The 18,192-nt window shown below is 65.8% G+C and carries 19 protein-coding genes; 6 read left to right on the forward strand and 13 right to left on the reverse strand.

Annotated elements, in window-relative coordinates:
* Positions 1-103: 103 nt before the first annotated feature.
* Positions 104-1,072: a cell division protein FtsX gene (locus JQ617_RS16445; RefSeq protein ID WP_212027202.1), complete on the reverse strand. Its 969-nt coding sequence runs from the start codon at positions 1,070-1,072 to the stop codon at positions 104-106.
* Entirely contained in the window at positions 1,065-1,724 is a 660-nt protein-coding gene (gene ftsE / locus JQ617_RS16450; RefSeq protein WP_063694655.1) for a cell division ATP-binding protein FtsE, read from the reverse strand. The genes JQ617_RS16445 and ftsE overlap by 8 nt, the downstream gene beginning before the upstream one ends.
* Before the next feature lie 170 nt (positions 1,725-1,894).
* Here ftsE and JQ617_RS16455 point away from each other — a divergent pair, with 170 nt between their 5' ends.
* Positions 1,895-2,773, forward strand: a complete 879-nt coding sequence (locus JQ617_RS16455) for an MJ0042-type zinc finger domain-containing protein (RefSeq protein ID WP_212027203.1) — start codon at positions 1,895-1,897, stop codon at positions 2,771-2,773.
* Positions 2,774-2,817: 44 nt separating this feature from the next.
* On the forward strand, positions 2,818-3,192 hold the full coding sequence (locus tag JQ617_RS16460; RefSeq protein WP_025033579.1) for a response regulator: 375 nt from the start codon (positions 2,818-2,820) through the stop codon (positions 3,190-3,192).
* Between the two features lie 191 nt (positions 3,193-3,383).
* On the opposite strand, the gene JQ617_RS16465 is transcribed toward JQ617_RS16460, so the two are convergent.
* On the reverse strand, positions 3,384-4,538 hold the full coding sequence (locus JQ617_RS16465; RefSeq protein WP_212027204.1) for a DUF4175 family protein: 1,155 nt from the start codon (positions 4,536-4,538) through the stop codon (positions 3,384-3,386).
* Entirely contained in the window at positions 4,526-6,460 is a 1,935-nt protein-coding gene (locus tag JQ617_RS16470) for a TIGR02302 family protein (RefSeq protein ID WP_212027205.1), read from the reverse strand. Before JQ617_RS16470 ends, JQ617_RS16465 begins: the two co-directional genes overlap by 13 nt.
* Before the next feature lie 170 nt (positions 6,461-6,630).
* Here JQ617_RS16470 and JQ617_RS16475 point away from each other — a divergent pair, with 170 nt between their 5' ends.
* From JQ617_RS16475 to JQ617_RS16485, 3 genes are all read left to right on the forward strand, one after another.
* A complete protein-coding gene (locus JQ617_RS16475; RefSeq protein ID WP_014491654.1) occupies positions 6,631-7,014 on the forward strand; it encodes a carboxymuconolactone decarboxylase family protein in 384 nt (127 codons plus the stop codon).
* A 231-nt stretch (positions 7,015-7,245) separates the two neighbouring features.
* Positions 7,246-8,151 (forward strand): NAD(P)-dependent oxidoreductase, encoded by a 906-nt coding sequence (locus JQ617_RS16480; RefSeq protein ID WP_212027206.1) that lies wholly within the window; start codon positions 7,246-7,248, stop codon positions 8,149-8,151.
* Between the two features lie 227 nt (positions 8,152-8,378).
* Positions 8,379-10,115, forward strand: coding sequence for a tannase/feruloyl esterase family alpha/beta hydrolase (locus JQ617_RS16485; protein ID WP_212027207.1), 1,737 nt, complete (start codon positions 8,379-8,381; stop codon positions 10,113-10,115).
* A gap of 39 nt (positions 10,116-10,154) precedes the next feature.
* Here the strand turns inward: JQ617_RS16485 and lysA are convergent, their stop codons facing one another.
* The 3 genes from lysA to argH all read right to left on the reverse strand — a co-directional run bounded on the left by lysA (position 10,155) and on the right by argH (position 13,225).
* Positions 10,155-11,420 carry a diaminopimelate decarboxylase gene (lysA, locus tag JQ617_RS16490; RefSeq protein WP_212027208.1) on the reverse strand — a complete coding sequence of 422 codons (1,266 nt, stop codon included), beginning with the start codon at positions 11,418-11,420 and terminating at the stop codon, positions 10,155-10,157.
* Positions 11,421-11,443: 23 nt separating this feature from the next.
* The gene (gene lptM / locus JQ617_RS16495) at positions 11,444-11,734 is read right to left on the reverse strand and encodes an LPS translocon maturation chaperone LptM (RefSeq protein ID WP_212027209.1); all 291 of its coding nucleotides are present in this window, start codon (positions 11,732-11,734) and stop codon (positions 11,444-11,446) included.
* Positions 11,735-11,833: 99 nt separating this feature from the next.
* Positions 11,834-13,225 carry an argininosuccinate lyase gene (gene argH, locus JQ617_RS16500; RefSeq protein ID WP_063694663.1) on the reverse strand — a complete coding sequence of 464 codons (1,392 nt, stop codon included), beginning with the start codon at positions 13,223-13,225 and terminating at the stop codon, positions 11,834-11,836.
* 101 nt (positions 13,226-13,326) lie between these two features.
* On the opposite strand from argH, the gene tlpA reads away from it, so the two are divergent.
* Positions 13,327-13,992, forward strand: coding sequence for a thiol:disulfide interchange protein TlpA (gene tlpA / locus JQ617_RS16505; RefSeq protein WP_212027210.1), 666 nt, complete (start codon positions 13,327-13,329; stop codon positions 13,990-13,992).
* A 6-nt stretch (positions 13,993-13,998) separates the two neighbouring features.
* On the opposite strand, the gene JQ617_RS16510 is transcribed toward tlpA, so the two are convergent.
* The 6 genes from JQ617_RS16510 to JQ617_RS16535 form a co-directional block, all read right to left on the reverse strand.
* Positions 13,999-14,193, reverse strand: a complete 195-nt coding sequence (locus tag JQ617_RS16510) for a putative motility protein (protein ID WP_028182113.1) — start codon at positions 14,191-14,193, stop codon at positions 13,999-14,001.
* Positions 14,194-14,377: 184 nt separating this feature from the next.
* The gene (locus JQ617_RS16515) at positions 14,378-15,259 is read right to left on the reverse strand and encodes a 3-hydroxybutyryl-CoA dehydrogenase (RefSeq protein WP_063694665.1); all 882 of its coding nucleotides are present in this window, start codon (positions 15,257-15,259) and stop codon (positions 14,378-14,380) included.
* Between the two features lie 209 nt (positions 15,260-15,468).
* A complete protein-coding gene (locus tag JQ617_RS16520) occupies positions 15,469-16,413 on the reverse strand; it encodes an electron transfer flavoprotein subunit alpha/FixB family protein (RefSeq protein WP_063694666.1) in 945 nt (314 codons plus the stop codon).
* The gene (locus tag JQ617_RS16525) at positions 16,413-17,162 is read right to left on the reverse strand and encodes an electron transfer flavoprotein subunit beta/FixA family protein (protein WP_063694667.1); all 750 of its coding nucleotides are present in this window, start codon (positions 17,160-17,162) and stop codon (positions 16,413-16,415) included. Before JQ617_RS16525 ends, JQ617_RS16520 begins: the two co-directional genes overlap by 1 nt.
* Positions 17,163-17,288: 126 nt before the next feature.
* Complete coding sequence (locus JQ617_RS16530) at positions 17,289-17,861, reverse strand: cob(I)yrinic acid a,c-diamide adenosyltransferase (RefSeq protein ID WP_212027211.1); 573 nt, start codon at positions 17,859-17,861, stop codon at positions 17,289-17,291.
* 67 nt (positions 17,862-17,928) lie between these two features.
* On the reverse strand, positions 17,929-18,123 hold the full coding sequence (locus JQ617_RS16535) for a twin transmembrane helix small protein (RefSeq protein WP_212027212.1): 195 nt from the start codon (positions 18,121-18,123) through the stop codon (positions 17,929-17,931).
* Positions 18,124-18,192 lie beyond the last annotated feature (69 nt).

Raw genomic sequence — 18,192 nt, forward strand, 5'->3', positions numbered from 1 at the left:
GATGTCGGTGATCCCTTCCCTGGATGATTTTAGGACGTTTTGAGGCGAAGTGGAGTCCGGTTTCTTCACCCGCCCCCACGAGGAAGCAGGAAGAACAGAAATCTCAATCCACGTCATTCAACGTCGCGAACAACGTCTGGCGCGAGGCGACCGCGGTGATGGCGCCGATCAGCACGGCCTGCACCGCGAGCACGACATAGCCTGATGGACGCAGCGAGAAGGTGCCGAGCAGCGCTGCGAACTGATCCCCGACGGGCGTGCCGGAGAACCAGCCCGCGATCGACTCGGAGAAGCCGAACACCAGCATGGCGACGCCGCCGCCGATCACGCCGCCCTCGAGGCCGAGCCTGAGGAAATGGCGCAGGAAGCGATTGGCGATGTAGCGGTCGCCGGCGCCGACGAAATGCAGCACCTCGACGATCGGACGGTTCGCCGCCATGGCGCCGCGGGTCGCGAACGACACCGAGATGATGGTCGCGATGATGACGAGCGCGAGGATGCCGAGGCCGGCAAGCACGGTCGCGTTGGTCATCGACCGCATCCGCTCGATCCAGGCGCGGTGATCGTCGACGCTGGCGCTCGGCGCAACCTGGGTCACGCGGGCGCGCAGGGCGCCGAGGTCGAGCTGGGTCCCGGGCTGCACCCGCGCGATGATCATGCGCGGCACCGGCAGATCGTCCATCGACAAGCCGGTGCCGAGCCATGGCTCGAGCAGCTTGCCGCTTTCGTCCCTGCTGAACGGCTTGACCTCGACGATGCCGGGCTGCGCCCGCATCGCCTCGGTCACCGCCGCGGTGTCGCGGTCGAGGTCGCGTCCCGTCTGCGGGCGAACCTGGATGGTGATCTCGCTCGCGACGTCCGACTGCCATTCCGCGGCGGACGCGCTGACCAGCAGCACCGTGCCCGTGGTCATCGACGCCAGGAAGGTCATGATGGCGACGACCGCGACCAGCGCGCGGCCGTGGATCGAGGCGCGCGGCACGATCGGCGACATGTTGCGCGCCCTCGCCGGGAGCTGCGGACGCTCCTGTCCGAGGTCGACCAGCACGCCGCGCTCGTCGGTCTTACTCATAGACGTGCAACCGTCCCTGATGCAGCACGAGCCGCCGCGCCTCGTACTGGTCCATCAGGCCGATGTCGTGGGTGGCGATGATGACGGCGGTACCCGATTTGTTGAGCTCGATGAAAAGCCGCAGCAGGCGGCGCCCCAGCGTCGGATCGACGCTGCCGGTCGGCTCGTCCGCGAGCAGCAGCTGCGGCCGCGAGATCACCGCGCGCGCGATCGCCGCGCGCTGCTTCTCGCCGCCGGAGAGAATGGGCGGCAGCGCGTCCATGCGCTCGCCGAGGCCGACCCAGCGCAGGAGGTCGATGACCTCCTTGCGATAGCTCGACTCGCTGCGGCCCATGACGCGGAACGGCAGCGCCACGTTCTCATAGGTCGTCATGTGATCGAGCAGGCGGAAATCCTGCAGCACGATGCCGATGCGCTTGCGCAAATCCGCAATCTCGTCCTTGCCGAGCTGCGAGATGTCGTGGCCGAACAGGTTGACGAGGCCGCGCGTCGGCCGGTGCGACAGGAACAACAGGCGCAGCAGCGAGGTCTTGCCGGCGCCGGACGGGCCGGTGAGGAACTGGAAGGAATGCGCAGGAATCTGGAAGCTGAGGTCGCGCAGAATCTCCGGCCCCAGACCGTAGCGCAATCCGACATTTTCGAACCGAACCAAGCTCAGCTCCGTTCGAGAGGTGGCGACAGAAGCGCCGCGACGCTCCGCCTTGTGCGGCCAACGGTTTTTGCGGCCGTTATGGTTTCCGGTTCGTTAACGGTCGCCTTGTAGCATCCTGAGCAACCGCCACTCCGGCTCGTCAAGACCAGTTCGTGCATCAAGGCTCGTCCATGCATATCGTCTGCCCCCATTGTACGACATCCTACGCCATCAAGCCCGCGAGCCTCGGGGCGAACGGGCGGACGGTCCGCTGCTCCCGCTGCAAGGAAACCTGGGTCGCCTATGCCGAGGATGCCATCGAGGAGGCATCCGTCCCGGCCATGGCCGCGGCCAGCCAGGCCGACGACCAATCCGACCTTGCCGAGCAGTGGAACTCCTACGCCAAGGACGATAACGCCGCCGACACCCCGGTGGTCGAAAGCCCCTCGATCGCGGGCGACTGGCCGGCCGAGACCGCCCAGGAGATCGAGGACGAGTGGTCGGCAGCGGCCCGGGCCGCCGAGGAAGAAGCCGTCGGCGCCCAGCACCAATCCTGGTTCCGCAACCTGTTCAGCCGCCCCGGGGCGCGGGTCAAGCGCCCGACGCCGGCCGTGGCACCGCGCAAATCCTATTTCGGCCTGCCGACCGCCTGCGCCGCCATGGCCGCACTGGTGCTCGCCATGATCATGTGGCGCGGCGACGTGGTGCGCCTGCTGCCGCAGACGGCGGCCTTCTACAAGATGGTCGGGCTCGACGTTAACCTGCGCGGTCTGACCTTCAAGGACGTCAAGCTCTCCAGCGAGACCGTCGACGGTAAGCAGGTGTTGGTGATCGAGGGCGTGATCGTCGGTCAGGGCAAGAAGCCGCTCGATATCCCGCGGCTGCGCTTTGCGGTGCGCGACGCGCAAGGCGCGGAGATCTACGCCTGGAACACCGTGCTGGAACAGACCGTGCTGCAGCCCGGCGAGCGCGCCTTCTTCCGCTCGCGCCTCGCCTCGCCGCCGCCGGAGGGCCGCAACATCGACGTCCGCTTCTTCAACCGGCGCGACATCGCCGGTGGCAGCGTGTAATCAGGTTCGCAATATCCGCGGGAGCTGATCCCAAGGCTGGTCTCATGCCGAAAATCCTGATCGCCGACGACGAGGACTCGATGCGCACGCTGGTGGCGCGCGCCATCGCCATGGACGGCCATGAGACCGTGACGGCGCAGGACGGCGCCGAGGCGCTGGAGATCCTGACCCGCGAGGACGGCGCGTTCGACCTTCTGCTCACCGACATCCAGATGCCGGTCATGGACGGCATCGCGCTGGCGCTGTCCGCCGCGCGCGATTTCCCCGACCTCACCATTTTGTTGATGACCGGCTTTGCCGACCAGCGCGAGCGCGCCTCGAACTTGAATGCGCTGGTGCATGACGTCGTGACCAAGCCGTTCTCGGTCGCCGATATCCGCACCGCAGTGGCGGATGCGCTGGCGGCGAAGAAGGGGTAGCGAGCAGCTGCCGCCGCTGTGACGCGAGGTTGCTCCTGCACGATCGGTGTCGTCCCGGCGAAGGCCGGGACCCATACTCCCCAGCAGCAGTCACGACGCGAGCTGGTCACTCCGAGTCTTCGCCAAACCACTCCCTGTGGTTATGGGTCCCGGCCTTCGCCGGGACGACATCGGGGAGAGAGCTCGCAGCCTCAAAAATCCTTCAGCAGCCGCTCGATGTAATCGAGCTCGATCTGCGGGCGCGAGGGATCGCCCAAGCGGCGGCGGAGTTCTTCGAGGATGCGGCGGACGCGCTGGGCGTCGATCTCGCCGGGGATCTTGACCGTGTAATCGTCGCTGAATTCACGGCCATGGAGCGGACGGCCGAGCGGGTCGGTCTGATTGCCGCCGCTCTGCTGACGGCCGGCCCGGTTGCCGGGGCCATCGCCCTGCCCGTCGCCGTCGCCCTGCTGCATCGCCTCGGCCATCTTCTGCGCACCTTTGCGCAAAGCGTCGAGCGCCTTGCCCTGCGAATCCACGGCGCCGTCCGCATTGCCTTCGCCGAGCTTCGAGCCGGCATCGCCCATGGCGCCGTCGGCGGCGTCGAGGCTGCCGTCGTCATCGCTCTGGTCGCCGTCCTGATCGCCATCCTGGCCGGACTGTCCGGGGTCGCCCTGCTGGCCCTTCTGTCCCGGCTGGCCTTTCTGGCCCTTCGGTCCCTTCTGCGTGAGACCGCGCTTGGCGAGCTCGTCCTGCAGCTTCTTCAGGCGATCGCGCAGCGCCTGCTGGTCCTGCTGGAGGTCCGACATCGACTGGTCGCCCGGCTGCTTGCCGCGCGAGCGGTCACGCCGGGAATCCTGGCCCTGCTTGAAGGTCTTGTCGCGCAATTGCTGCTGCTTGCGGATCATGTCGCTGAGCTCGTTCAGCGCCTGTTCCATGTCGCTGTCGCCGGACTGCCCCGGCTGCGCCATCTGGAGATTTTCCATGATCTGCGCGAGCTGCTCGAGCATGCGCTGCGCGGCCTCTTTGTTGCCTTCGCGCGCGGCCTTCTCGATCTGCTTCAAGAGTTCGTCGAGATCGCGCTGCGTGATGACGTTGCGATCACGGTTGGAGGACTGGCTCCGTTCCGTCGCGCGCTTGTATTCCTCGAGCTTATGGATCGCGTCCGACTGGTTGCCCAGGCTCTTGCCGGATTCCTTCTGCCTGAGGCTGTCGCCGGAATCCTGCATCGCCTTTTCGGCGCTGTCGAGCAGCGCGTCGGGATCCTGGTCCAGCTGGGCAGCCGCCGGCGCGACGCCGCCGAGCAGCAGAGCGAGGCAGGCGATCGGGATCGCCTTGAAGACTGGCACGCGCGCTAGCTTCCGCATTTCCGGTCTCGCGTAAACTGGTTGGCCCCGTCGTTGCCCGCCTTGGCCCGGTTGCTCGCCGACTTGCGATAGGCCTGAAGCTGCTGGCGAAGCGCGTCCTGCTGCTGCGCCAGCTCCTCGAGCTGCTCCGCCGTCGCATTCTGGGTCTTCTGTCGCAGCTGGATCGCCTTGTCGAGGATGAGCTGGACCTCCGCGGGGAACGGCTGCCGGGGCCCGAGCGGATTCTGCTCGGCGCGGCGGGCGAGATCGCGCACCTTGCCGGCCATGGCCTCGCGGAGCTTCTGCGTCAGGACCTTGATCTCGTCCTCGCTGGCGCCGCGTTCCAACGCCCGCTTGAGCGCATCCTGCGCCGAGCGCAGCGCCGCGTTGACGCTGCCGGCGACGCCGTCGTCCTCGATGGTGACCGCGAACGCCCACATGCTGCCCACCACCTCGCGCAGCGCGTCGTCGGTGCGGGCCGCTTCGAGCTGGAGCGCGAGGCTGCGCAGGCCGAGATAGCAGCCGGCATCCGGCGTGAACAAGTCGGGCGCGATCATCAGCGCGTCGAGCGCGGCGTAGACGTCGGAATTCTTGTTGGCGTCGAGCGCGAGGATGCGGCGCTGCTCGATCAGCGCGCGCGCTAGCGAGTTGGTGAAGAGGCGCTCGGGCAGGCGCATGTTGAAGGGTTCGCTCTTGGCCTCGTTGCCGGCCTCGTCCTTGGCGGTGAGCGTCAGGGTGACGTCGGCGCCGGCATAGGGATCCTCGCTGAGATCCTTCACGGTCTGGCCGACGCCGTTGCGGGTGCGCGCATTTGGCAGCACCAGCGGGAATTGCGGCGGCTGGAACAGCGGCCGCGCGGCGGCGGCCTTGGTGTCGTCCTTAGTTGGGTCCTTGCCATCGGCAGCACGCAGACCGATCTGCGCCTCGGCGCCGGTGACGCCGTAATCGTCCTCGATCTTGTAGGAGAGCTGCAGCGCGCCGCGCGCCTGGCGCTCGGGATCCTTGGCGAGCGAGATCGTCGGCGGACGATCGGGCGTCGCGGCAAAAGCCCATTGCGGCTGGCCGGACGGCGCGCGGACATGCGCGGTGCCGTCGGCGGTGATGGCAAAGTGCTTTTCGTTGGTGCCCTTCGGCGTGGCCTCGGTGGGAGCGACCTCCTTGAGGCCGCCGGAGACGACGACGTCCAGGGTTCCGCCGGACGACCGCACGATCAGGGTCGAGCCGGCAGGCACGGCGAGCGGGCCGCTCGCGGGCAGCGCGGCGGCTTCCTTGTTCGCGGCCGACAGGATCACCGGCGGCTTGCCGGTGTAGAGCGGCGGCGTGACCCAGGCGTCGACGCGGACATTGGCCGGTGCCAGCACGCCGTTCCAGTCGAAGGCGGCGCCGAGGCGCATCGCGCGCTCGTCGCCCGCGGCAAAGAACGTCGCAACCAGCATCACCATGACCAGGGCACGCAGCGCCCAGGGATCATGCAGCGCGAGCCGCGGCCGCGGCAGGCCGGCACGGATGCGCTTGAGCGAGGCCAGCGTGCGCTCGCGCTGCGCCTGCCACAACGCCTTCGCGATCGGGTCCTGCGAGCTCAGCGTGTCGGTGAGCGTGGTGGCCGGGCGATGGCGGATGCCGGAGCCGCGGTCGAGCCGGCTCAGCGCTTCCTCGCGGCTCGGCCAGCGGAAGCGGACCAGCGGGAACAAGGCAGCAATCGCGAGGCCGGCGAAGACGGCGAGACCGATGGCACGGGCGAGGAACGGCAGCGCCAGCCAGAGACCGGCCCAGGACACCACGAGGAACAAGCCGATGACGGTCAATAGCCGCGCGAGATTTGGCCAGGCACGCTCCCACGCGATGGCATAGATGGCCCTGTCGAGGGCCTGCGCCAGCTTCAGCCGCGACAGAGCGTCGCCATCGCGGATCGGGTCTGACGGGTCGGGGGTGACGCCGTTCAATAAGCTCTCCAGGTTGCCCGGTAGAGCGAAGCCTACCACAACGGCAGCACTGAGGCATCCGTTCCTGTACGGGAGACACCCCTTTTCCCGCATAACACGAGGACGTGACTGGCCCGCCGCAACCCCGTAATTTCCGCGCGCCATTCCCAAGAGGACGAGAAGGAAACGCCATGGACAAGAAAATGCACGACAAGGGCCTGGAAGTCCGCAAAGCGGTGCTGGGGGAAGCCTATGTCAACAACGCCCTGAAGAACGTCGACGATTTCAACCGTCCGTTCCAGGAGATGCTCAACGAATATTGCTGGGGCACGGTGTGGGGCCGCGAGGAACTGCCGCGCAAGACCCGCAGCATGCTCAACATCGCGATGATCGCGATCCTCAACCGCCAGCACGAGTTTCGCGCGCATCTGAAGGGCGCGCTCACCAACGGCGTCAGCCGCGACGAGATCCGCGAGATCCTGATGCAGGTCGCGATCTATGGCGGCATGCCGGCCGCCGTCGACAGCTTCCGCATCGCGCGCGAGGTGTTCGCGGAGATCGACGGGAAGGCGTGAGGGCTGCGGTGAGGGGCGCGAACTCCCCTCACCACCGTCGTCCCGGCCTAGCGCGCAATTGCGCGCGGGGGGCCGGGACCCGTAACCACAGGCAGATGTGGTTACGGGGACTCGGAGTTATCAGCTTCGCGCCACACCGCTCCCTGGGGTTCCCGGCCTTCGCCGGGACGACACCGAAGATGTGGCGCGCAGTTCTCGACCAACAACGAATAACAAGCACAAGGAAACACCATGGACATCGGATTCATCGGGCTCGGAAACATGGGTTTCCCGATGGCGCGGCGGCTGATCGAGGCGGGGCACAGGCTCGTCGTGTTCGACACGCGCAAGGAGGTCACGGACAAGCTCGTGGCCCGCGGCGCGACGGCTGCGACATCGCCGAAGGACGTCGCCGACCAGGTCGAGACCGTGATGGCGAGCCTGCCCTCGCTGCAGGCTTCGCTCGAGGTCGCCACGGGCGCCAACGGCGTGATCGAGGGCAAGCGCGCCAAGCGCTTCATCGATCTGTCGACCGTCGGCTCGGCGATGGCCGTGAAGATCCACGGCCTGCTCGCCAAGCGCGGCATCGTGCAAATCGACTGCCCCGTCTCCGGCGGCGTCGGCGGCGCCGAGAAGGGCACGCTGGCGGTGATGGTGTCGGGGCCGAAGGCGGAGTTCGAGCTCCTGAAGCCGGCACTCGACGTGATCGGAAAGGTGTTCTTCATCGGCGAGAAGCCCGGCGCGGCGCAGACCATGAAGCTCGCCAACAATTTCCTGTCGGCCACCGCCATCGTGGCGACGTCCGAAGCCGTCGTGATGGGCGTGAAGGCCGGGCTCGATCCCGCGGTGATGATCGACGTCATCAATGCGGGCTCGGGCATGAACACCGCGAGCCGCGACAAGTTTCCGCGCTCGGTGCTGCCGCGCAGCTTCGATTTCGGCTTCGCCACGGGGCTGATGGTGAAGGACGTGCGGCTGGCGCTGGAGGAGATGAAGCAGCTCGGCCTGTCGATGGAGGTCGCCGACGCAGTCGGGCGTCTCTGGGAGACGGTGATCGCCGCGGAAGGCGCCGAGTCCGATTTCACCGCGGCGATCAAGCCGATCGAAAAGCAGGCGGGAGTCGTGGTCGGCGGCAAGGGCGGTTTGGCAGGGAAATAGCCGCACGCCTTAAGCCGCGCAGCCCGGATGGAGCGAAAGCGACATCCGGGATTGCTGCATCATTCCGAGAGTCCCGGATGGCGCACCGCTGCATCCGGGCTACGACACCGCAACTGGCGCGCGAGCGTCTCGTAAATCTCGCGGCGCCACCTTTCACCCTTGAGTTGTATTCTTTGTAAGTTATCCTGTCCTCTCTACAAGCCTGCAAAAAATCCCGGGAGGACGGAATGAAGCGTCATCGACACTTACTTGTCGGTGCGGCCATGGCCCTGTTTGCCAGTGTCGCAATCAGTTCGCCTGCAATTGCGACGGCGTGCACCAATCTTCGATCCTTGCAACTGCCGCACACGGTGATCAATTCGGCGGACGACAACACGACCGGCACCTTCGTGCCGCCCGGCGCGAGCCCGATCACCGGCCTGCCCGCTTTCTGCCGCGTCACCGCAACCCTGGTCCCCAGCTCCGACTCCGGCATCAGGATCGAGGTCTGGCTGCCCGAGACCAGTTGGAACGGCAGGTTCCTCGGCACCGGCGGCGGCGGCTTCCAGGGCGTGATCACCTACAATGAGCTCGCCATCGGCCTCCGGGCCGGCTTTGCCGCGACCAACAGCGATCTCGGCACCGGATCTTCGGGATGCAATCCGCTGTTCTGCGGCTCGGCCGGCAACATGGGCAATCCGCTCGCCATTCAATTCGGCGATCCCGCGAGCCCCTCGGCCGGCCTGTTCGGGCATCCCGAGCGGATCAAGGATTTCGGTTATCGCGCGATTCATCTGATGACCGTGCGCGGCAAGGAAATCGCCAATGTGTTTTACGGACAGCGGCCGCAGAGGGCCTATTTCGCCGGCTGCTCCACCGGTGGTCAGAACGCCCTGATGGAGGCGCAGCGCTTCCCCAATGATTACGACGGCATCCTCGCCGGCGCGCCCGCGTTCAACCGCACCCACCTGCACATGGCGGGCCTCTATGGCTGGCAGAACGCGCATGCGAGCCCCGGGCGGTTCATCCAGACTGGCCAGATGACTCTGATCAACCAGGCCGTGCTCAAGCAATGCGTCGGACAGGACGGCGGCGCCCCCACCGATCAGTTCCTGACCGACCCGCGCGATTGCCGTTTCGATCCGAAGGTCCTGCTCTGCAAAGGCGGCAATGTGCCGCCCGCATGCCTGACCTCCGAGCAGGTCACGACCATGCAGCGGTACTACGCCGGCACGATCGACCCGGTGAACGGGCAGATCATCAATCCGGGATCGCAGCGCGGCAACGAGACCGACGATATCCTCGCGCTCGGTCTTGCCTTTCAGGAGCGGCTGCCCGAGCCGGCCTTCGACGGCCTGTTCTATTGGGTGTTCGGCCCGAGCTTCGGCTACCCTTCAAGCCCAACCAATTTTGCCAATTTCGACTTCCACCATGACATCGCCAAGGTGGACGACCAGCTTGCCGCGGTGCTGAACGCCACCAGCACCGATCTCGGCGAATTCCGCGCGCATGGCGGCAAGCTGCTGATGTACCACGGCTGGGCCGATCCGCTGATCCCGTCGCAGAGCAGCATCAACTATTTCCTCGCGCTGGTGGGGAATGAGGGCCAGGGGGTGCAAGAGGCCAGCTTCTTCGATCATGGCAACGGCCCTGGCAATCCGGCGCTGAGGCGGACCCAGAGCTACACGCGTCTGTTCATGGTGCCCGGCATGTATCATTGCTCGGGCGGGCCTGGTCCGAACACGTTCGATGCGCTCACACCGCTGGTCAAATGGGTCGAGGCCGGCGTCGCGCCGGACACGATCCTCGCCACGAAGTTCGTGGCCGATACGCCGCCTGCAGTCCAGATGACCCGGCCGCTCTGCGTATTCCCCAAGGTCGCGAAGTACAACGGCCGCGGCGACAGCAACAATGCGGCGAGCTTCACCTGCGTCACCGACGACAACGATTTCAATCAGAAGCCGGCTCCGAAATACGGGCCGTAACGAGCACGTAGCGCCGGCGAGTGCACCTCGCCGGCGTCCTCACAGCCACGGCGCCGGCGTGTCCATCGCGATCAGCTGCTCGACCTCGATGCGCGGGCGCACCACGGCGTATTGATCGCCCTTCACCAGCACCTCGGGCACCAGCGGACGCGTGTTGTAGGTGCCGGCCTGCACGGCGCCATAGGCACCGGCCGTCATGATCACGAGGAGATCGCCCGCCTTCGGCGTCGGCAGCGTGCGGTCGAGCGCGAGATAGTCGCCGGTCTCGCAGACCGGGCCGACCACGTCGGCCTTGATCGTGTCAGCCCCCTTCGCCGGCTGCGTCACCGGCAGGATGTCGTGATGGGCCTCGTACAGCGTCGGGCGGATCAGGTCGTTCATCGCGGCGTCGATGATGACGAAATTCTTGCCGTCGCCGTGCTTCACATAGATCACCTTGGCGACCAGGATGCCGGCGTTGCCGACGATCATGCGGCCCGGCTCGAACATCAGCGTACAGCCGAGATTGTGGCTGACGCGCTTGACCATGGCGGCATAGGCGGCGGGCGCCGGCGGCGCCTCGCGGTCCATGTAATAGGGAATGCCGAGGCCGCCGCCGAAATCGACGTGGCTGATGTCGTGGCCGTCGCTGCGCAGCGTCTGCACGAAGTCGGAGAGGATGCGGAACGCCGTCTCCATGCCGGAGAGATCGGTGATCTGGCTGCCGATATGCACGTCGGTGCCGGTCACCTTGATTCCGGGCAGCTTCGCCGCGCGCGCGTAGACCTCGCGGGCATGCACGATCGGGATGCCGAACTTGTTCTCGGACTTGCCGGTGGAGATCTTGGCATGCGTGCCGGCATCGACGTCGGGATTGACGCGGATCGAGATGCGCGCGGTCCTGCCCGTTTCGGTCGCAAGGCGCGACAGCAATTCGAGCTCGGGCTCGGATTCGACGTTGAGGCAGAGGATGTCGGCGGCCAGCGCGGCGCGCAGCTCGTCTTCCGTCTTGCCGACGCCGGAGAACAGGATCTTGCTGGCGGGAATGCCCGCGGCGAGCGCGCGCTTCAACTCACCGCCCGAGACCACGTCGGCGCCGGCGCCGAGCTTGGCCAGCGTGCGCAGCACCGACTGGTTCGAGTTCGCCTTCATGGCGTAGCAGACCAGCACCTTCTCGCCGGCGAAAGCCTCGGTGAAGACGCGGTAATGCCGCTCTAGCGTCGCGGTCGAATAGCAATAGAACGGCGTGCCGACGGTCGCGGCCAGCTCGGACAGGTTCACGGCCTCGGCGTGCAGCACGCCGTTGCGATAGTCGAAATGGTTCATGGCGTTGGCTCAGTTACCCCGGCCTACCGGCCGGGTTTGTCGTCCAGGAGCGGATCGAGAATAAACGATTTCTTGTTGCCCTTGGGCGCCGCTGGAGCTGCGTCCGCACCGTAGGTCGGATTGAACACGCTCGGCGTCTTCTGGGCTTCGGTGTCGGTATCGGTCGGCCCGGCGATGTTGGCCGTGGACGCACTGGAGGCGGTCGGCGGCAGATCGAGCGGACCTTTGCGGCCGCAGCCGGCCAGCGCGAGCGCCGTCAGGCTCAAGACAATGATGGCCCACCCCGAGCCGGCCGGGCGAAACTTTGACGTCACGACGAAATCCCCACTACGCGGGGCGCACCATACAGAGATTGGCGCGCTCTGGCGAGAGCCGGATGACCATGAAACATAAGCGAAATTTTGCCCGCAGCCCTATTTCCGCTCTTTTTCCAGCCGCTTCGCCCAGCTCTTCGCCTGCGACATCACATTCTTCGGCGCGGTGCCGCCGAAGCTGGTCCGGCTCTTCACCGACGATTCGACCGAGAGCACGCCGAGCACGTCCTTGGTGATCTTGGGCTCGATTGCCTGCATCTCCTTCAGCGGCAGCTCGTGCAGCGCCACGCCGCCCTCGGCTGCCTTGGCGACGATGCGGCCGGTGACGTGGTGGGCGTCGCGGAACGGCATCTTCAGGGTCCGCACCAGCCAGTCGGCGAGATCGGTCGCGGTGGCATAGCCCTCGCCTGCGGCCGCCTTCATCTTGGCCTCATCAGGCACGAGGTCGCGGACCATGCCGGTCATGGCGCGGATCGCCAGCGACAGGGCGGCAAAGCCCTCCATGGCGCCCTGCTTGTCCTCCTGCATGTCCTTTTGATAGGCGAGCGGCAGGCCCTTCATCACGATGAGCAGGCCATTGAGCGCACCGATGACGCGGCCGGTCTTGGCACGCACCAGCTCGGCCGCATCCGGATTGCGCTTCTGCGGCATGATCGAGGAACCGGTGGTGAACTTGTCGCTGAGCCGGACCAGGCCGACCAGGGGCGAGGTCCAGATCACGATCTCCTCGGCAAAGCGCGACATGTGCACGGCGCAGATCGAGGCCGCGGACAAGGTCTCCAGCACGAAATCGCGATCGGAGACGGCATCGAGCGAGTTCGCCATCGGGCGGTCGAAGCCGAGCGCCTTCGCGGTGGCGTGGCGGTCGATCGGGAACGAGGTGCCGGCGAGCGCCGCGGCGCCGAGCGGCGATTCATTGAGCCGCTTGCGCGCGTCCTGGAAGCGGCCGCGGTCGCGCGCGGCCATCTCGACATAGGCGAGCAGATGGTGGCCGAAGGTCACGGGCTGCGCAGTCTGAAGATGCGTGAAGCCGGGCATCACGGTCGCGGCATGTTCGAGCGCGCGATTGACCAGCGCGGCCTGGAACGCGGCGAGCGCGGCATCGGTCTCGTCGAGCACATCGCGGACATAGAGACGGAAGTCGGTCGCGACCTGGTCGTTGCGCGAGCGCGCGGTGTGCAGCCGGCCGGCGGCGGGGCCGATCAGCTCCGACAGGCGGCTCTCGACATTCATATGGATGTCCTCGAGCGCGCGCTTGAATTCGAACCCGCCCTTGCCGATCTCTGACAAAATCGTGTCTAGACCCTTGCCGATATTTTTCGCATCAGAGGCCGTGATGATGCCATTCGCGGCGAGCATCGCGGCGTGGGCCTTGGACGCGGCAATGTCCTGGGCAAAGAGGTGACGATCGACGTCGATGGAGACGTTGATCTCTTCCATGATCTCATCGGGACGCTCCGAGAACCGGCCGCCCCACATCTTGTTGCTCATGATCCCCTGCTCGCGCCTTGCCTTGCCGCACATTTGCTGGCCGCAGCCAGCCGTATTAAGAGGCCCCTGATAGCCATATCTGCGACCGGATGACAAACGATATGCTCGACAAGAAGCCCTCCGCCACGCGCCGGATCCCCCTCGTCATCGCCACCGTGGCGGTTGGAGGGCTGGCCGCGTTCGCCGCGCTGTACGGGCTGGGCCTGAGCCGGGCGCCCTCAGGCGATCCGACCTGCAAGCCGGCGGTGGCGACGGCGCAAAAGATTGCCCCGCTCGCCCATGGCGAGCTGGCGGCGCTAACCATGGCCAGCGCACCGCTGAAGCTGCCCGACCTCACCTTCGAGGATGCCGACGGCAAGCCGAAGAAACTGTCCGATTTCCGCGGCAAGACGCTGCTGGTGAACCTCTGGGCCACCTGGTGCGTGCCCTGCCGCAAGGAAATGCCGGCGCTGGACGAGCTCCAGGGCAAGCTGTCGGGCCCGAATTTCGAGGTGGTGGCGATCAACATCGACACCCGCGACGCGGAGAAGCCCAGGACCTTCCTGAAAGAGGCCAATCTGACCCGTCTGAGCTATTTCAGCGACCAGAAAGCCAAGGTTTTCCAGGATCTTAAGGCGATAGGCCGGGCGCTGGGCATGCCGACCTCGGTGCTGGTCGACCCGCAGGGCTGCGAGATCGCGACGATCGCGGGGCCGGCGGAATGGGCGAGCGAGGATGCGCTCAAGCTGCTGCGGGCCGCGACCGGCAAGGCCGCCGCCTCGTTCTAGGGTGGTTCAGGCCGTCACGTTGAGATTGCCGCCGACGCCGGGGCCGACATTGGCAAGGGAGGGCTGACCGGCGCCCATCAGCGTCAGGACCGTGGATTTCTCCATATCCATGTTCTGCTTGGTCAGCGTCGCCGCAATATTCGACTGCAGTGCGCCTTGCTGAGCGGCCAGCATGGTGCTGACCATCGCCATCATGTCCATTACGCGAACCCTCGTACTGGCCGTAACCTAGAGGCGAGCGGTTAATGGGACATGAATTGTCACAGGTGCCGTAGGGTGGGTTAGCCGAAGGCGTAACCCACCTCTTTGGTTTCCGTGGAGACAGACAGCGGTGGATTACGCTTCGCTAATCCACCCTACGGCACCCACGGCGCCGGGACCGCCTTTACCGCGTCGGAACCGGCTTGGCGCCGCGGTAGTCGTAGAAACCACGCTGGGTCTTGCGGCCGAGCCAGCCGGCCTCGACGTATTTCACCAGCAGCGGGCACGGGCGATATTTGGAGTCGGCAAGGCCCTCGTGGAGGACCTGCATGATCGACAGGCAGGTATCGAGGCCGATGAAGTCGGCGAGCTCGAGCGGCCCCATCGGATGGTGCGCCCCGAGCTTCATCGCGGCGTCGATCGCCTCGACGTTGCCGACGCCTTCATACAGCGTGTAGATCGCCTCGTTGATCATCGGCAGCAGGATACGGTTGACGATGAAGGCCGGGAAATCTTCGGAGACGGCGACCTGCTTGCCGAGCTTGGCGACGAATTCCTTGGAGGCCTCGAAGGTGGAATCGTCGGTGGCGATGCCGCGGATCAGCTCCACCAGCTCCATCAGCGGCACCGGATTCATGAAGTGAATGCCGATGAAGCGCTCGGGCCGGTCGGTGGCGGCGGCAAGGCGGGTGATCGAGATCGAGGACGTGTCGGAGGCGACGATCGCCTCGGGCTTCAACACCGCGCAGAGCTCGTGGAAGATCTTGCGCTTGACCTCTTCCTTCTCGACCGCGGTCTCGATCACGAGATCGCAATCGGCGAGATCGTCGAGCTTCTCGGCCAGCGAGATGCGCGCCATCGCCTTGGTCTTGTCGTCCTCGGAGACGGCCTTCTTGGAGACCTGGCGGGCCAGATTTCCGTTGATGGTGGCCATGCCCGACTTCAGGCGGTCCGCCGAAACGTCGTTGAGCACCACGTCGAAGCCGGCCAACGCCGCAACATGCGCGATGCCATTGCCCATCTGACCCGCGCCGATCACGCCGACCTTCTTGATCACTGCCGCCATAATGTCATCCACCGGAACGGCGCGCAGATCGCGCCCTGCCTATCCCCTGAGCCGGGAGGTCTGATTTGACCAGAAGCCTGATTTAATCAGAACCTTGGCTCGAAACCTAGATTGGATCGCTTCGAAGGCGTGCCCCACGCCAAAGAAAACGCCTCAAAAATGAAACACCGGCCGGAGTTTATACCTCCGGCCGGTGTTTTGTACGGCTTTTACTTGCCGAGCTTGGCGAGTTCGTCGGTCAGCTCAGGAACCGCCTGGTAGAGGTCGGCGACCAGGCCATAATCGGCGACCTGGAAGATCGGCGCGTCCTCGTCCTTGTTGATCGCGACGATCACCTTGGAGTCCTTCATGCCGGCCAGATGCTGGATCGCGCCGGAGATGCCGACCGCGACATAGAGCTCGGGGGCCACGACCTTGCCGGTCTGGCCGACCTGCCAGTCGTTCGGCGCATAGCCGGCGTCCACCGCCGCGCGCGAGGCACCGACGCCGGCGCCCAGCTTGTCGGCCAGCGGCTCGATGTACTTGGCGAAGTTCTCGCGGCTCTGCATGGCGCGGCCACCGGAGACGATGATCTTCGCCGAGGTCAGCTCGGGACGGTCGCTCTTGGCGACTTCCTCGCCGACGAAGGACGACAGGCCGGGATCGGCCGCCGCCGCAACGTTCTCGACGCTCGCGCTGCCGCCTTCGCCCGCCGCGGCGAAGGTGGAGGTGCGGACCGTGATGACCTTCTTGGCGTCCTTCGACTTCACCGTCTGGATGGCGTTGCCAGCATAGATCGGACGCTCATAGGTGTCGGGGGCGACCACCTTGATGATCTCCGAGACCTGCATGACGTCGAGCAGGGCTGCGACGCGCGGCATCACGTTCTTGAAGCGCGAGGTCGCGGGCGCGACGATCGCGTCATAGCCGGAAGCCAGCGAGACGATCAGCGCAGCCAGCGGCTCGGCCAGATCGTGCGCATAGGGCGCGCCGTCGGCAAGCAGCACCTTCTTCACGCCGGCGAGCTTGGCAGCGGCGTCGGCCGCGGCCTTGGCGTTCTGGCCGGCCACCAGCACCTCGACGTCCGCGCCGAGCGCGGCAGCCGCGGTCAGGGCCTTGTTGGTCGCATCCTTGAGCGACGCATTGTCGTGTTCGGCAATCAGAAGCGTCGTCATCAGAGCACCCCGGCTTCGTTCTTGAGTTTCGACACCAGCTCGGCGACGTCCTTGACCTTGACGCCCGCCTTGCGGCCCGCCGGTTCAGTGGTCTTGAGAACCTCGAGACGCGCGGCGACGTCGACGCCGTAATCGGCGACGGTCTTCTCCGCGATCGGCTTCTTCTTCGCCTTCATGATGTTCGGAAGCGAAGCGTAACGCGGCTCGTTGAGACGGAGATCGGTGGTGACGATCGCCGGTCCCTTCAGCTTGACGGTCTGCAGGCCGCCGTCGACTTCGCGCGTGACCTTGAAGTCAGATCCTTCGACCTCGAGTTTGGAAGCGAAGGTCGCCTGCGACCAGCCGAGCAGCGCGGCCAGCATCTGGCCGGTCTGGTTCGAGTCGTCGTCGATCGCCTGCTTGCCCAGAATGATCAGGCCCGGCTGCTCTTCGTCAGCAACCTTCTTCAGGATCTTGGCAACGGCGAGCGGCTCGACATTGCCGTCGGCCTTCACCAGGATGCCGCGGTCGGCGCCCATGGCAAGACCGGTGCGGATCGTCTCCGACGCCTGCGCCGGTCCAATGGAGACCACCACGACTTCGGTCGCCTTGCCGGCTTCCTTCAGACGCAGCGCTTCCTCGACCGCGATTTCGTCGAACGGGTTCATCGACATCTTGACGTTGGCGAGTTCAACGCCCGATCCATCGCCCTTGACGCGGACCTTGACGTTGTAATCGACCACCCGCTTTACCGGCACTAAGACCTTCATCGATCCTCTTTCACTCAATTTGGGAGGGGGGTTATCAACTGGCGCGGAACCTAAAGGCCTGATCCGGCCCGGTCAACGCGCGAAGGGGCCAATTTTTAGACCTTAGAAATGCGCGATCCAAATGGGTCAGCGGTTCTGGCCCGGAACCCAGAGCACGTCCCCGGCGCCATTATGGTTAGCGGCGCGGCTCGCCACGAACAGGAAGTCCGAGAGGCGGTTCATATACTGGATGCCAGCGCTACCAACGGTCTCGCCAGGCTGCGCCGCCAGTTCCACGATCACGCGTTCCGCCCTGCGGCATATCGTGCGCGCGACGTGGAGGGTGGCTGCAGCCGGCGTGCCCCCGGGCAGCACGAAGGAGGTCAGCGGGGCGAGCTTGTCGTTGAGCGCGTCGATGTCGCGCTCGAGCCGCTCGACCTGGCTTGCCACCACCCGCAGCCGCTCCGCCTTGCCTTCGCGCTCGGGCACCGCGAGGTCGGCACCGAGGTCGAACAGGTCGTTCTGGATGCGGCCGAGCATCGCGTCGAACTCGGGCATCTCATGGGTATGGAGCCGCACCACGCCGATCGCGGCGTTGGTCTCGTCGACAGTGCCATAGGCCTCGATGCGGAGATCGTATTTCGGACGGCGCTCGCCCGAGCCGAGCGCTGTCGTGCCGTCGTCACCGGTCTTGGTATAGATGCGGTTCAGCACGACCATGCAAGACTCCTTAGTTTCAGGGCGTGATCTGATCGGAAAACCGCTTCACACTTTTCCGGATCACGCGCTACCGCCCCATCGCCCAGACCGCGACCATGGCGATGACGATCGCCACGAACTGAAGCAGCACGCGCCAACGCATGAGCTTCTGCGAGGTGTTCGGAGAGCCGCCGCGCATCATGTTGACGAGACCGAGCAGCAGCACCAGCGCCACGGCGCCGACCGCGATCGGGAGGATGATCGTACTCAGGATAGATGCCATCTAAAGGTAGATAACACCCTGTGCGGCGCTTCGCTATGGCGTTCCCGATCTGGCTTTTAAGCCAATAAT

Origin of the sequence: Bradyrhizobium sp. KB893862 SZCCT0404, from assembly GCF_018130885.1 — a bacterium.
Lineage (GTDB): Bacteria > Pseudomonadota > Alphaproteobacteria > Rhizobiales > Xanthobacteraceae > Bradyrhizobium > Bradyrhizobium stylosanthis.